Source organism: Janthinobacterium tructae (assembly GCF_006517255.1).
Classification (GTDB): Bacteria; Pseudomonadota; Gammaproteobacteria; order Burkholderiales; family Burkholderiaceae_D; genus Janthinobacterium; species Janthinobacterium tructae.
Genome location: NZ_CP041185.1, coordinates 4,631,200 through 4,645,064 on the forward strand (window position 1 = coordinate 4,631,200; position 13,865 = coordinate 4,645,064).

A 13,865-nucleotide genomic window follows, 5' to 3' on the forward strand; every position below is an offset into this window, starting at 1 on the left:
AAATGGCACGTATTGCAGGGGTTAATATCCCAAATCATCAGCATACCGTTATCGGCCTGACAGCCATCTACGGTGTGGGCCGTCCACGCGCAGAGAAAATCTGTGCATCGACCGGTGTAGCAACCAACAAAAAGATCAAAGATCTGGATGACAGCGAACTGGAAAAACTGCGCGATGAAGTAGGTAAATTCATCGTCGAAGGCGATCTGCGTCGTGAACTGTCCATGAACATCAAGCGTTTGATGGATCTGGGTTGCTACCGCGGCATGCGTCATCGTAAGGGTCTGCCTTGCCGTGGCCAGCGTACGCGTACGAACGCACGTACCCGCAAGGGACCGCGTAAAGCCGCTCAATCGCTGAAAAAATAATCCGCTAGGGAATAATTATGGCTAAGTCGCAAAATAACGCCGCATCAGCACGCGTGCGTAAAAAAGTTAAAAAGAACGTCGCTGAAGGCATTGCACATGTCCACGCTTCGTTCAATAACACCATCATTACCATCACCGATCGTCAAGGCAATGCCTTGTCGTGGGCTACCTCCGGCGGTGCAGGCTTCAAGGGTTCGCGTAAATCGACCCCGTTCGCAGCGCAGGTCGCCGCGGAAGCCGCTGGTAAAGTGGCTGTTGAGTGTGGCGTCAAGAACCTGGAAGTACGTATCAAGGGCCCAGGTCCTGGTCGTGAGTCCGCTGTTCGCGCGCTGAACAACCTGGGCATCAAGATCACCGAGATCCAGGACGTGACGCCGGTACCGCACAACGGTTGCCGTCCACCGAAACGCCGTCGTATCTAAGATAGTGTTGCAGAGGGCGCTTCGGCGCCAGCTGCTTTTCTATCTGTTGTATTAGTACAGTTGTGTGAAATTGCTGGAGCAGGGAGCCGGAAACGGTTATACTGCCCGGCTGTTCTTGCCTGTCAAATTCCATTTGGCGGGTTTTTCGTTTTCAGCCACCGTCTGATTGAAGCTGAGTCAGACTAGCGCCTAACCGCAGCAGCGTGTTCGATCATGCATGTGGCTGGGGCGTTATCATTAAAAAAAGGAAGTATCGTGGCACGTTATATCGGACCTAAAGCAAAACTCTCCCGCCGTGAAGGTACTGACCTGTTCCTGAAGAGCGCACGTCGCTCGCTCGACAGCAAGTGCAAACTGGACGTCAAACCAGGCCAGCACGGTGTCAAATCCGGCGCCCGCACCTCGGACTACGGTAACCAACTGCGCGAAAAGCAAAAAGTAAAACGCATGTACGGCGTGCTGGAACGTCAATTCCGCCGCTACTTCGCTGAAGCAGACCGTCGTAAAGGCAACACCGGCGAAACGCTGTTGAAGTTGCTGGAAACGCGTCTGGACAACGTTTGCTACCGCATGGGCTTTGGCTCGACCCGCGCTGAAGCGCGTCAATTGGTCAGCCACAAAGCGTTCACCGTGAACGGTATCGTTGTGAACATCGCTTCGTACGCAGTCAAAGTTGGCGACATCGTTGCTGTTCGTGAAAAATCGAAAAAGCAAGTGCGTATCGTTGAAGCACTGTCGCTGGCTGAACAAGTTGGTATGCCTAGCTGGGTTTCGGTTGATGCCAAGAAAATGGAAGGTACCTTCAAGTCCCTGCCAGAGCGTAACGAAATCGCTAACGACGTCAACGAATCGCTGATCGTCGAGCTGTACTCGCGTTAATAGTAGTCAGTAGCAAGATCTCCGCCCACTTTGCTTTTGTAAAGTGGGCGTTTCACTAATGCCATCAGCCTTATCGGTGTAATGAGCCGAGGGTATTGAAAAGGACATTTCATGCAAAACAGTTTGTTGAAGCCACGTATTATCGATGTTGAAGCTCTCGGTGCAGGTCACGCCAAAGTCGTGATGGAACCGTTCGAGCGCGGCTATGGCCACACATTGGGTAACGCGTTGCGCCGCGTTCTGCTGTCGTCGATGGTAGGCTACGCGCCGACCGAAGTGACGATCGCTGGCGTCGTCCACGAATATTCCTCCCTCGATGGCGTGCAAGAAGACGTCGTCGATCTGTTGCTGAACTTGAAGGGTGTGGTTTTCAAAGTCCACAACCGCGATTCGGTAACCCTGACCCTGAAAAAAGAAGGCGAAGGCGCGATCCTGGCCTCCGACATCGACCTGCCGCATGACGTCGAACTGATCAACCCTGACCACGTGATCGCCCACCTGACCGCTGGTGGCAAGCTGGACATGCAGATCAAGGTTGAAAAAGGCCGCGGCTACGTGCCTGGTAACGTGCGTCGCCTGTCGGAAGACACGAACAAGACCATCGGCCGCATCATCCTGGACGCGTCGTTCTCGCCAGTGCGCCGTGTATCGTACTTCGTTGAATCGGCGCGCGTTGAACAACGTACCGACCTGGACAAGCTGATCATCAACATCGAAACCAACGGCGTGATCTCGCCGGAAGAAGCGATCCGCCAGTCGGCCCGCGTCCTGGTGGACCAGTTGAATGTGTTCGCTGCCCTGGAAGGCACGGAAGCTGCCGCCGAAGCGCCATCGCGCGCTCCGCTGGTCGATCCTATCCTGTTGCGTCCAGTCGATGACCTGGAGTTGACCGTGCGTTCGGCGAACTGCCTGAAAGCGGAAAACATCTACTACATCGGCGACCTGATCCAACGTTCGGAAAACGAACTGCTGAAAACGCCAAATCTGGGCCGCAAGTCCCTGAACGAAATCAAGGAAGTGCTGGCATCGCGCGGCTTGACCTTGGGCATGAAGCTGGAAAACTGGCCGCCTGCAGGCCTGGAAAAGTAATTCGTAGTTGTAGCAAACTGCTTGGGACAGGTGTCCCAGGCTTTTATTTTGAAGCACCAAACCGGCCCGCGATGTTGCACTAGCTTCATCGATCGAAGAGCTGGAATTTAAACACTCACCGAAAGGATTTATCATGCGTCACGGTCACGGCCTCCGTAAACTGAATCGTACCTCGTCCCACCGTCTGGCAATGCTGCGCAACATGACAGTATCGCTGCTGCGTCACGAAGCGATCAAAACCACCCTGCCAAAAGCAAAAGAACTGCGCCGCGTTGTCGAGCCAATTCTGACCTTGGGCAAAACTGACTGCCTGGCAAACAAGCGTCTGGCCTTCAACCGCCTGCGCGATCGTGAAATGGTCTTGAAGCTGTTCGCTGAACTGGGCCCACGTTACGCTAACCGTAACGGCGGCTATGTGCGCATCCTGAAAATGGGTTTCCGCGTAGGCGATAACGCTCCTATGGCGTTCGTCGAACTGATGGATCGTCCAGACACGACCGAAGCAGTTGAAATCGCTGGCGAGTAATCCCGCCAGTTGTATCTGAGAAAGCCAGGCCTAGCCTGGCTTTTTTGTTTTCTGCTGCAGTCATTCTTACCGCAGTGTACTATTCTCCTTTCGCGCCGGCCCGGCACACGCGCTGCCTGCTCCGCGCGTCCTCTGTCGAATGGTCGAAAAGGTAGTTCATGTCCCGTCTCCTCTCCAGCGCCACCGCGCGCGCCGCGCCACGCCATCCTTTGCTCACCTGGTTTGCTGCCTGTTGCTTCCTGTTGATCGCCGTTTTTGGCGCCGGCCATGCCCGTGCCGACGATGAGTTCCTCGATCCCGAGCTGGCCTTCAAATTTTCCGCCCGCATGCAGGATCCGTCCACCATCGCCGTCACCTATGTGATTGCCGATGGTTACTACATGTACCATGAGCGCTTCAAGTTCGACGCCGTGGGTGCCAAACTGGGCACGCCCGTGTATCCGGCTGGCAAGGTCAAGTTTGACGACACTTTCCAGAAAAACGTGGAAACGTTCCGCAAGACGCTGACCATCACGATTCCAGTGCAGGCCGCTGGCGCGTTCACCCTGAAGGCGACGGGGCAGGGCTGTTCCGACAAGGGCCTGTGCTATGCGCCGCAGGATGCGACGGCCCAGCTGGTGGGCGGTGGCGGTGGCCAGAGCGTGGCGCCCGGCACGGGTCTGCCGTCGAAATTCGCCTTGCCGGCCGCGCCGGCAGTCGACACGTCGGCCGTCAACGGGCCGCAGGCGCAAGCTTCGCCTGGCGTGTCCGTGCTGAGCATTCCCCAGGCGGACATCATCAGCACGCCCGAGCCGGTAGCGGCGGTTCCTGTGGCGGCAAGCGCGGCGCCCGCGCAAAACGAGCTGGGCAAGATCGAATCGGCCCTGAAGGGCGGCAAGCTGCTGGTCATCGTGCCCCTGTTCATGCTGCTGGGCCTGGGCCTGGCGTTCACCCCGTGCGTGCTGCCGATGGTGCCGATTTTGTCGTCGATCATCATCGGCGATGGCGCCAAGGTCAGCCGCTCGCGCGGCTTGCTGCTGTCGCTGACGTATGCGCTGGGCATGGCCATCGTCTACACGGCGCTGGGCGTGGCGGCGGGCCTGGCGGGCGAAGGCCTGGCGGCCAAGCTGCAAAATCCGTGGGTGCTGGGCTTTTTCGCCTTGCTGATGGCGGGCCTGGCGCTGTCGATGTTCGGTTTTTATGAGCTGCAAGTGCCGGCTTTCCTGCAAGGCAAGCTGACGTCCGTGTCGAACCAGCAATCGTCGGGCCGCCTGGCGGGCGTCTTCGTCATGGGCGCCATTTCCGCCCTGATCGTGGGGCCATGCGTGGCCGCGCCGCTGGCCGGTGCCTTGCTGTATATCAGCCAGACGCGCGACGTCGTCATCGGCGGCAGCGCCCTGTTCGCCATGGCGGTGGGCATGAGCGTGCCTTTGCTGTTGGTGGGCGTCTCGGCCGGCACTCTGCTGCCGCGCGCCGGCGCCTGGATGGATGCCGTCAAGCGCTTCTTTGGCGTGCTGCAGCTGGGCGTGGCCTGGTGGCTGGTCTCGCCCGTGCTGCCGGGCGCCGTGCAGATGCTGGGCTGGACGGTGCTGTTCGTCGGCTATGGCATGTATCTGCTGGTGGGCAAGAGCGGCGCGCGGAACGCCTGGGTGGCCAAGGCCTTCGGCCTGGTGTTTGCCGTGCTGGGTGCGATGCAGCTGGTGGGCGTGGCCAGCGGTGGCCGCGACCCGCTGGCGCCGCTGGCGCACCTGGGCGGTGGCCAGGTGCATGCGCAACCATTTACGCGCGTAAAGACCGTGGCGCAGCTCGATGCGGCGCTGGCCCAGCTTAATGGCAAGCCGGCCTTGCTGGATTTTTATGCGGACTGGTGCGTGTCGTGCATCGAGATGGAAAAGCTGACCTTCGTCGACCCTGCCGTGCGCGAGAAGATGGGGCAAGCCGTGCTGCTGCAAGTGGACGTGACGGCCAATGACGCGGACGACAAGGCCATGCTGAAGCGTTTTCAGCTGTTCGGCCCGCCTGGCATCATCATGTTCAACCCGCAGGGGCAGGAAATCGCCCAGTCGCGCGTGATCGGTTTCCAGAATGCATCGACGTTCCTGACTTCCTTGCGCAAGCTTGACGAGTAGGTCGGATTACGGCCCTTCGGGCCGTAATCCGACACCACCACGTTCAGCACCAACAATGTTGTCGGATTACGCGGCGTTCCGCCGCTAATCCGACCTACGCTCAGCCTGCTTTATGGTGACCACCACGATGGCCACCGTGCTTGCCGCCAGGCACGCTGTCGTCAAACACTTTCTTTTGCTCCGGCGTCAGCACGGCATAAAAGGTTTTCAGCGAGGCCAGGCGACTTTCCTGGCTGGCGATGCGTTCCTTCGACATGGCGATCCATTGTTCCATGCGTTCCGGCGCCGACAGCTTGGCCGTCGCTTCGTGCTTGGCCTTCCAGTCGCCCATCGGTTTTTTCGGCGCATTGGCGGCCGTGAAAGTGGCCCAGGCCGGTTCCTGCGCGGCTGTCAGCTTCAGCTTGTCGTGCAAACGGGCCTGGTACTTGGCCATGCGCTCGGCCGGGTTGCCACCGCGGTGCTGGCCGCGTTGGCCATCATGTTGCATCTTGGTGCTGGCGGCAGGCGCGCTGGCGGCCGCTTCCTGGGCGTGGACGGTCAGCGATGCCGCACCCATGCCGAGTACGCTCATGGCGATGATCAAGTTTTTGCGTAAAGTCTTCATTGAGGCGTTCATCTGGATTCCTTTGTAAAAATGAGAGGTGTGCATGCTGCTGCACATGAATCCATGGTGGACGCGCCATGTTTCCCCGAAGTGTCCGCTGCCAGACAGTTTGTATCTATATGTTTCTTCGGGTCTCCTATATACAAGACGATACAAATGCGCTGTGCAAGGGTAGGGGAAGTGGGGATAATTCGTACCATGGAACCCACTTCTACAATTCTCATCGTCGACGATGACCGCGATATCCGCAGCTTGCTGGCGGACTACCTGGAAACGAACGCCTACCGCACCCTGGGCGCGGCGGATGGCACGGCCATGTGGAAAATTCTCGACGAAACGCGGCCCGACCTGATCGTGCTCGATTTGAACCTGCCTGGCGACGACGGCCTGACCTTGTGCCGCAAGCTGCGTGCCCAATCGATTGTGCCGGTGATCATGTTGACGGCGCGCAATGAACCGCTGGACCGCATCCTGGGCCTGGAAATGGGCGCCGACGATTATTTGCCGAAACCGTTCGAGCCCCGCGAATTGCTGGCGCGCATACGCAGCGTGCTGCGCCGCAGCCATGCCATGCCGTCGAACGTGCCCTCGGACAAGGCGCAGCAAATTCGTTTTTCCGGCTGGACCCTGGACCTCACGGCGCGCCACCTGCTCAATCCCACGGGCCTGGTGATCATGCTGTCGGGCGCCGAGTTCCGCTTGTTGCGCGTGTTCCTGGAACACCCGAACCGCGTGCTCAACCGTGACCAGTTGCTGAACCTGACGCAAGGGCGCGACGCCGACCCGTTCGACCGCTCGATCGATATCCAGATCAGCCGCCTGCGGCAAAAACTCGGTGAAGATGCCCGTTTGCCGCAAATCATCAAGACCGTGCGGAACGGCGGCTACGTGCTGGCCGGGCAAGTCAACGTGGAGCCGCACGCGTGAAGGCCTTCCTGGGGTCGATGACGGGCAGAGTCTTCATGTTTCTGCTGATCGGCATCGTCGCTTCGGCCGCGCTGACGCAGTGGCTGGCCGTGGGCGAACGCCAGCGCGCCATCGAGCAATACCGCGATTACCACGCCGTCGAGCGGGCCGAGCAGCTGGTGATGGCGGCCGACGTGGTGCCGCTGGCCTCGCGCGCCGCCTACCTGAAGGTCGCCAACAAGGGCAGCGTGCGCCTGGAATTGCGTCCCGACACGGCACATACGCCCGGCGCGCCGACGGAATTTTCCAGCGCCCTGCAAGCCAAGCTGGGCGAGGGTTTCAAGGTCAGCGCGCTGGCCGAACGCCCGGAAGCCTGCGTCAAGCCGCGCCAGTCGCCGGGCATGTTCGGCGCCAAGCCTTGGGGCGGCACCTGCGAAAACCTCGACGTGCGCATGCAGGATGGCCACGTGCTGCGCCTGATGGTCTTGCCGCCGCGCCAGCAACCGCCGTTCAATGAACATAACGACTGGATGACCCTGCTGCCTTTCCTGATCAGCATCGCCATCCTCGCCTACCTGGTCACGCGCATGACCATGCGCCCGCTGAAACAGCTGGCGCAGGCGGCAAAAGACCTGGGCAACGACATCAACCATCCGCCGCTGACCCTGTCCGGGGCCAGCGAGATCCGCCAGGCCAGCGCCGCCTTCAATGCCATGCAGGCGCGCATACGCCAACATATTTCCCAGCGTACACAAATGCTGGCCGCCATCACGCACGACTTGCAGACGCCGCTGACGCGCCTGCGCCTGCGGCTGGAAAAGGTGGCCGATACGGAATTGTATGAGCGCCTGGTGGGCGACCTGTCGGCCATGCAGAGCATGGTCAAGGAAGGACTGGACCTGGCCCGTTCGATGGACAGCACGGAAGCGATGCAGGCGCTCGATCTCGATTCCCTGTTAGATAGCGTCTGCTCGGATGCGGCCGATGCCGGCCAGAACGTGACCCTGGCCGGGCAGGCCAGCATGGCCTTGATGGCCCGGCCCATCGCCATGCGGCGTTGCCTGGTGAACTTGATCGACAATGCCGTCAAATATGGCCAGTATGCGCAGGTGACGGTCGAGCGCATCGCCGGCGTGGCGCGCATCCGCATCCGCGACGGCGGACCGGGTATTGCGCCAGATCAGCTGGCCAAAGTGTTCGAACCGTTTTATCGTATCGAGACCTCGCGTTCGCGCGAATCGGGCGGCACGGGCCTGGGCCTGACCATCGCGCGCAACATCGCCGAGCAGCATGGCGCCACGGTTTCACTGCTCAATCATGTCGACGGTGGACTGGAAGTTACCCTGATCGTGCCAGAGTATTACGCTGGAAAGTGAGCATTTCCGTGCGACAATATTGTGCTTTATGCCCCCTGGCAACTACATCCAACCTGCAGCCCTGCGCTGCAACAGCGTGACAGAACAATGAAAAAGACTAGCCTGGCAATCCTTGTGGGTGCGGCCCTGTGTATCGGTGGCGGCATCTGGTATTTCAATCATCAGTCGGGCAAAGCGGCCGGTGGGCAGGATGGCAAAGGGGGCAAGGGCGGACAGGGGCCGACCACGGTGAGCGTGGTCGCGCCGCTGCGCCAGGACGTGCCGATGCTGCTGCAAGCCAATGGCAGCGTGACGCCCATCAGCAGCGTCGACCTGCATCCACAGACGACCAGTACGATCACCAAGGTGCACATCCGCGAAGGCCAGTTCGTCAAGCAGGGCGAACTGATGTTTACGCTGGACGCGCGCAGCGAACATGCGAATGTCGACAAGGCGCAGGCGCAAGTATTGCGTGACCGCGCCTCGGTGCTGGACCTCGAACGCCAGCTCAAGCGCAGCCAGGATTTGCTGAGCAAGAACTTCATCGCCCAGGGCGCCGTGGATACCCTGCAAAGCCAGCTCGACGCGGCACGCGCCTTGCTGGCCGCCGACCAGGCCGCCTTGCGCGCCGCCCAGGTCGATTCCAGCTACACCGTCCTGCGCGCGCCGCAGGGGGGCCGCGTGGGCGCCATCAATGTGTACGCGGGCAGCCTGGTGCAGCCGACTACTTCGCTCACCAGCATCACCCAGCTCGACCCGATCGATGTGGTCTTCACCTTGCCGGAAAGCAGTCTGTCGGGCTTGCTGGCGGCGCAGAAGGCGGGCGAGGTGGCGGTCAAGGCGCTGCTGGCCGATGCGGGCGGCAAGCAGCTGGAAGGTAAACTGAGTTTCATCGACAATGCCGTCGATCCCGCTACGGGCGTGATCAAGGTCAAGGCCCGTTTCAACAATGGCGCTACCGACCTGTGGCCTGGCCAGTATGTGAATACGCAGCTGACGGTGCGCACGCTCAAGGATGCGCTGGTCATCCCGCAAAACGCCATCATCACCAATACCACGGGCATCTTCGTGTATTCGATGGAAGCCGATAATACGGCCAAGGTGCGCAAGATTGCCCGCGTGTATGCGTTCGGCCCGAATGCCGTCGTCACCGGATTGACCGGCGACGAAAAAGTCATCGTCGACGGCAAGCAGAACCTGCGTCCTGGCGGCAAGGTGCGCCTGGCGGAAAAACACAAGGCCGCCGATGGCGCTGCCGCACCGCAGGGCAAGCCAGCATGAACCTGTCCGAACTGAGCATCCGCCGCCCCGTCATGGTGGTGCTGCTGTCCCTCTCCATTATCCTGGCCGGCGTGCTGGCGTATGGCCACATTCCCGTGGCGGCCTTGCCGAGCTATAACACGCCCGTCATCAACGTCAGCGCCGACCTGGCCGGCGCCAGCCCCGAGACCATGGCGTCTTCCGTGGCCTTGCCGCTGGAAAAGCAGTTTTCCACGATTGCCGGCCTGAGCCTGATCACCTCGACGAGTACCCTGGGCAATACCTCGCTGACCCTGGAGTTTGACGCCAGCATCAATGTCAACGAGGCTGCCGTCGATGTGCAGGCGGCCCTGCTGCGCGCGCAGCGCCAGTTGCCGACGGAAATGACGGACTTGCCGTCCTACCGCAAAGTCAATCCGGCCGATGCGCCGGTGCTGTTCATCCAGATGACGTCGCCATCGCTGAACTTGTCGGATCTGAATGATTATGCGGAAAACCTGATTGCGCCCAGCCTGTCGACCTTGCCTGGCGTGGCCCAGGTCAGCGTGAATGGCCAGAAACGCTTCGCCGTGCGCGTGCGTGCCCGTGCCGACCTGATGAATGCGCGCAACCTGACGATGGACGAGCTGGCCGCCGCACTGCGCGCTTCGAACACGAATTCGCCGCTGGGCATCCTCGACGGCCCCAGCCAGACGCTGACCATCCAGGGCAACCCGCAGATGATGAAGGCGGCCGATTTTGCCGAACTCATCGTCGCCACGCGCAATGGCCAGCCCGTGCGGCTCAAGGAAGTGGCCGAAGTGGAAGACAGTTTCCAGTCAACCAAGACGGCCGGCAGTTTCAATGGCGAGCGCTCGATCACCTTGCTGGTGCAGCGCCAACCGGATGCGAACACGGTGCAAGTGGTCGATGCCGTGCGCAAACTCTTGCCGGGTTTCAAGGCGCAATTGCCCGCTTCCATTCAGATCAGCCTGGTCAATGACCGTTCCGTCTCGATCCGCGAAGCGATCCACGACGTCAATCTGACCCTGGCCCTGACGGTGATCCTGGTAGTGCTGGTGATCTTTTTGTTCCTGCACCGCGCGGCCGCCACTTTCATTCCCGCCGTCACCATGCCGATTTCCCTGCTCGGTGCGCTGGCCCTGCTGTACTGGCTTGGCTACAGCCTCGACAATATCTCCCTGCTGGGTATCACCCTGGCCGTGGGCCTGGTAGTCGACGATGCCATCGTGGTGCTGGAAAACATCGTGCGCCATATCGAGATGGGCAAGAAACCGATCCAGGCGGCTCTCGTGGGCGCCAAGGAAATGGGGTTCACCATCATTTCCATTTCCGTCTCGCTGGTGGCCGTGTTCATCCCCATCTTCTTCATGCCGGGCGTGATCGGCTTGCTGTTCCACGAGTTTGCCGTCGTCGTCTCGCTGTCCATCCTCGTCTCGGCCATCGTGTCGCTGACCCTGGTGCCGATGCTGGCCAGCCGCTTCCTGCCGGCCGACTCGCGCGAACACAACGACAGCGACCCCACGCATGGCGAAAAGTCCTTCATCGGCCGTCACTTCGAGGCGGGGTTCACGAAGTTGCGCAATGGCTATGTGCATCTGCTCGACAAGGCCCTGGCGCACCGCAACGTGGTGCTGTTTGTTGCCGTGTGCACCTTTGCGCTGACAGTGCTGCTGTACGCGACCATTCCGAAGGGTTTCTTTCCCGAGGAAGACCTGGGCCAGATCCAGGTGAATACGGAAGCGTCGGAGGATATTTCTTCTGCGGCATTGCAGGACTTGCAATCGCGCGTGGCGGCCGTGCTCAAGGCGGACCCCAGCGTGCAGGATGTGACCTCGTTCGTCGGTGGCGGCAACACGGGCCGCATGTTCATGGTGCTGAAACCGCGCAGCGAACGGCCGAAAATGCCCGTGGTGCTGGAAAACCTGCGCCGCGCGACGAGTACCGTGCCCGGCATGGCCGTGTATTTCCGTCCCGTGCAAAACTTGCAGCTGGGTGGACGCCAGAGCAAGAGCCGCTACCAGTACACCTTGCAAAGCGTCAGTCCCGATGCCTTGAATGACTGGGCGGAAAAGTTTATTGCTGGCATGCGCGCCGATCCCGCGTTCCGCGACGTCACCAGCGATTCACAGATCAAGGGCTTGCAGGCGTCCCTGCGGATCGACCGCGACAAGGCCAGTCTGCTGGGCGTGCAAATGTCCGATATCCGCACGGCCCTGTACAGCGCCTTTGGCGAGCGGCAAGTGTCGACCATCTATTCGTCGGCAGCGAGCTATTACGTGATCCTGGAAGCGGCCACGGCGGATCGCCAGTATGACGATGCGCTCACGCGCGTGTCCGTGCGCAGCAAGTCGGGCGAACTGGTGAAACTGTCGAGTATTGCCTACGTGGAGCGCACGATCGGACCCACGTCCGTGAATCACCAGGGACAGTTGCAGGCCGTGACCATCGCCTTCAACCTGGCGCCGGACGTGCCGCTGGGTGTCGCCACGGGCAAGATCGACGTGATGGGCAAGGACATGAGCTTGCCGGCCTCCATCATCACGCGCTACGGCGGCGACGCGGCCGTGTTCCAGGATTCGCAGTCCAGCCAGATCATCCTCATCATCGCCGCGCTGGCCGTGATCTATGTGCTGCTCGGCGTGCTGTATGAAAGCTATATCCACCCGCTGACCATCCTGGCTGGCTTGCCGTCGGCGGCCGTGGGGGCGCTGTTGACCTTGCGCCTGTTCGGCATGGACCTGACGATGATCGCCATCATCGGTATCTTGATGCTGATCGGTATCGTCAAGAAAAACGCCATCATGATGATCGACTTTGCCTTGCATGCGCAGCGCAATGAGGGCATGAGCCCGCCTGAAGCCATCCGCCAGGCCTGCATCCTGCGTTTCCGCCCCATCATGATGACATCGGCGGCGGCCCTGATGGGTGCCTTGCCCATCGCCCTGGGCCTGGGCGCCGGCGCCGAGCTGCGCCAGCCGCTGGGTCTGGCCGTGGTCGGCGGGTTGCTGTTTTCGCAAGTGATTACCCTGTTCATCACCCCCGTCATCTATTTGTTCCTGGATAAGTACAGCGGCACGGGGCCGGTGACGGACGAGCAACTGGTGGCACTCGACAACAAGGCTTGAGCGCTTGCGTTGCCCTTTGATCCGTTGACCCGTGACCGGCGCCCCATTCCTGCGTGAATGGGGCGCCGGTTTTGTATGGGCAGTGATACATACGGTAACAACCATCAAGGGACGGCTCGGGTACTCTGGTGGCGCTGCAAGGAATGTCGCTATCCTGTACGCTTCGGGTTGGAAAGGCCGAGGAAGTGTTCCCAAAAGCAAGGGACTCTGGCACTATGGCTGGCCTGTAATGTTATTTCTTCGCTACACAGAAAGCACGATTCATTTTGCATGACACGACCCATTTGTTGGCTGCCGATTCCGATGTTTGCCCCACCTGCGGGCAAGTGATCCAGCCACTGCCGGCCTACGGGTCCAGGACCAGCACCACGCGCAAGGTTGCGCTCGGCGTGTCCGTCTTGCTGCATGTGCTGCTGGCGGCGTATGTCCTGTTGCGCAGCGACAAGATCGAAAAGATCCCGCCGCCGAAGAAGGAAAGCGCGATGGTCTACATCGCACCCCTGAAGGACAAGCCGCAACCGAAGCCGCAGCCGAAACCCACGCCCAAGCCGAAGGACACGAAAGTGGCCAAGGTGAAACCGCCACCGGCGCCGAGCAAGCGCGTGGTGAGCAAGGACGTGCCGCGCGACAAGCCAAAACTGGAAACCTTCACGCCGCCGCTGGTATCGAAAGTGCCGTTGCCGCCGCCGCCGGCCGAAGACATGAGTTCGATGATCGAGCAGCGCCGCAAGCAGCGTGAGGCGCAGAATCCCACGCCGCCTGCCGAGGAAAGCGAGAACGACCGTGCCATGCGCGTGGCCAAGGCGAATATCGCCGGTGCCCAGGGGCGCAATTCGGGCAGCGACCGCGAGGATTCGGGTGGCGTGTTTTCCATCGTCAACCAGACTTCGTTCAGTGCCGAAGTCAAGTTCAAGGGCTGGAATGGCAACTTCAAGCGCAATTGGCTGAAGCAGGAAAAAGTGGAACTGGGCAATGAACCCGATATCGAATCGGCCATCATCAAGAAGATGATCCAGTTGATCCGTGCCGAAAAACCGGGCGACTTCGTCTGGGAGTCGCGGCGCCTGGGGCGTAACGTCAACCTCAGCGCCCGCGTGGAAGACACGGCCGAGCTGACTGCCTTCCTGCGCCAGGAATTCTTTTCCGAGAAGAGGCCAGGGCCGGGACGGCGTTAAACGCTCAGCGCAATAAAAAAGGCTGCACCGTGTGAACGGGCAGCC

Annotated in this window: 12 protein-coding genes; 11 read left to right on the top strand and 1 reads right to left on the bottom strand. The window is 60.6% G+C overall.

The genetic code is table 11. From position 1 onward, the window contains the following. Positions 1-2: 2 nt before the first annotated feature. The 6 genes from rpsM (at position 3) to dsbD (ending at position 5,392) form a co-directional block, all read left to right on the top strand. Positions 3-368: a 30S ribosomal protein S13 gene (rpsM, locus tag FJQ89_RS20320; RefSeq protein WP_046681666.1), complete on the top strand. Its 366-nt coding sequence runs from the start codon at positions 3-5 to the stop codon at positions 366-368. A 17-nt stretch (positions 369-385) separates the two neighbouring features. After that, positions 386-790: a 30S ribosomal protein S11 gene (rpsK, locus tag FJQ89_RS20325; RefSeq protein ID WP_010394475.1), complete on the top strand. Its 405-nt coding sequence runs from the start codon at positions 386-388 to the stop codon at positions 788-790. Positions 791-1,045: 255 nt separating this feature from the next. After that, positions 1,046-1,669: a 30S ribosomal protein S4 gene (gene rpsD / locus FJQ89_RS20330; protein ID WP_010394478.1), complete on the top strand. Its 624-nt coding sequence runs from the start codon at positions 1,046-1,048 to the stop codon at positions 1,667-1,669. 111 nt (positions 1,670-1,780) lie between these two features. Continuing rightward, positions 1,781-2,758, top strand: a complete 978-nt coding sequence (locus tag FJQ89_RS20335) for a DNA-directed RNA polymerase subunit alpha (RefSeq protein ID WP_008444343.1) — start codon at positions 1,781-1,783, stop codon at positions 2,756-2,758. A 133-nt stretch (positions 2,759-2,891) separates the two neighbouring features. After that, complete coding sequence (rplQ, locus tag FJQ89_RS20340) at positions 2,892-3,284, top strand: 50S ribosomal protein L17 (protein WP_010394482.1); 393 nt, start codon at positions 2,892-2,894, stop codon at positions 3,282-3,284. 158 nt (positions 3,285-3,442) lie between these two features. Continuing rightward, positions 3,443-5,392: a protein-disulfide reductase DsbD gene (dsbD, locus tag FJQ89_RS20345; protein ID WP_141171467.1), complete on the top strand. Its 1,950-nt coding sequence runs from the start codon at positions 3,443-3,445 to the stop codon at positions 5,390-5,392. A gap of 100 nt (positions 5,393-5,492) precedes the next feature. Here dsbD and FJQ89_RS20350 read toward each other — a convergent pair whose 3' ends face one another. Beyond that, positions 5,493-5,996 (bottom strand): Spy/CpxP family protein refolding chaperone, encoded by a 504-nt coding sequence (locus tag FJQ89_RS20350; RefSeq protein ID WP_168208491.1) that lies wholly within the window; start codon positions 5,994-5,996, stop codon positions 5,493-5,495. A 198-nt stretch (positions 5,997-6,194) separates the two neighbouring features. Between FJQ89_RS20350 and FJQ89_RS20355 the strand changes: the two genes are divergently transcribed. From FJQ89_RS20355 to FJQ89_RS20375, 5 genes are all read left to right on the top strand, one after another. Then, a complete protein-coding gene (locus tag FJQ89_RS20355) occupies positions 6,195-6,923 on the top strand; it encodes a response regulator (RefSeq protein WP_141171469.1) in 729 nt (242 codons plus the stop codon). Next, positions 6,920-8,278, top strand: a complete 1,359-nt coding sequence (locus FJQ89_RS20360) for an ATP-binding protein (protein WP_141171470.1) — start codon at positions 6,920-6,922, stop codon at positions 8,276-8,278. The genes FJQ89_RS20355 and FJQ89_RS20360 overlap by 4 nt, the downstream gene beginning before the upstream one ends. Before the next feature lie 87 nt (positions 8,279-8,365). After that, positions 8,366-9,538 carry an efflux RND transporter periplasmic adaptor subunit gene (locus FJQ89_RS20365; RefSeq protein ID WP_141171471.1) on the top strand — a complete coding sequence of 391 codons (1,173 nt, stop codon included), beginning with the start codon at positions 8,366-8,368 and terminating at the stop codon, positions 9,536-9,538. Then, positions 9,535-12,645 carry an efflux RND transporter permease subunit gene (locus FJQ89_RS20370; protein WP_141171472.1) on the top strand — a complete coding sequence of 1,037 codons (3,111 nt, stop codon included), beginning with the start codon at positions 9,535-9,537 and terminating at the stop codon, positions 12,643-12,645. Before FJQ89_RS20365 ends, FJQ89_RS20370 begins: the two co-directional genes overlap by 4 nt. A gap of 266 nt (positions 12,646-12,911) precedes the next feature. Next, on the top strand, positions 12,912-13,820 hold the full coding sequence (locus tag FJQ89_RS20375) for a hypothetical protein (RefSeq protein WP_243136152.1): 909 nt from the start codon (positions 12,912-12,914) through the stop codon (positions 13,818-13,820). Positions 13,821-13,865 lie beyond the last annotated feature (45 nt).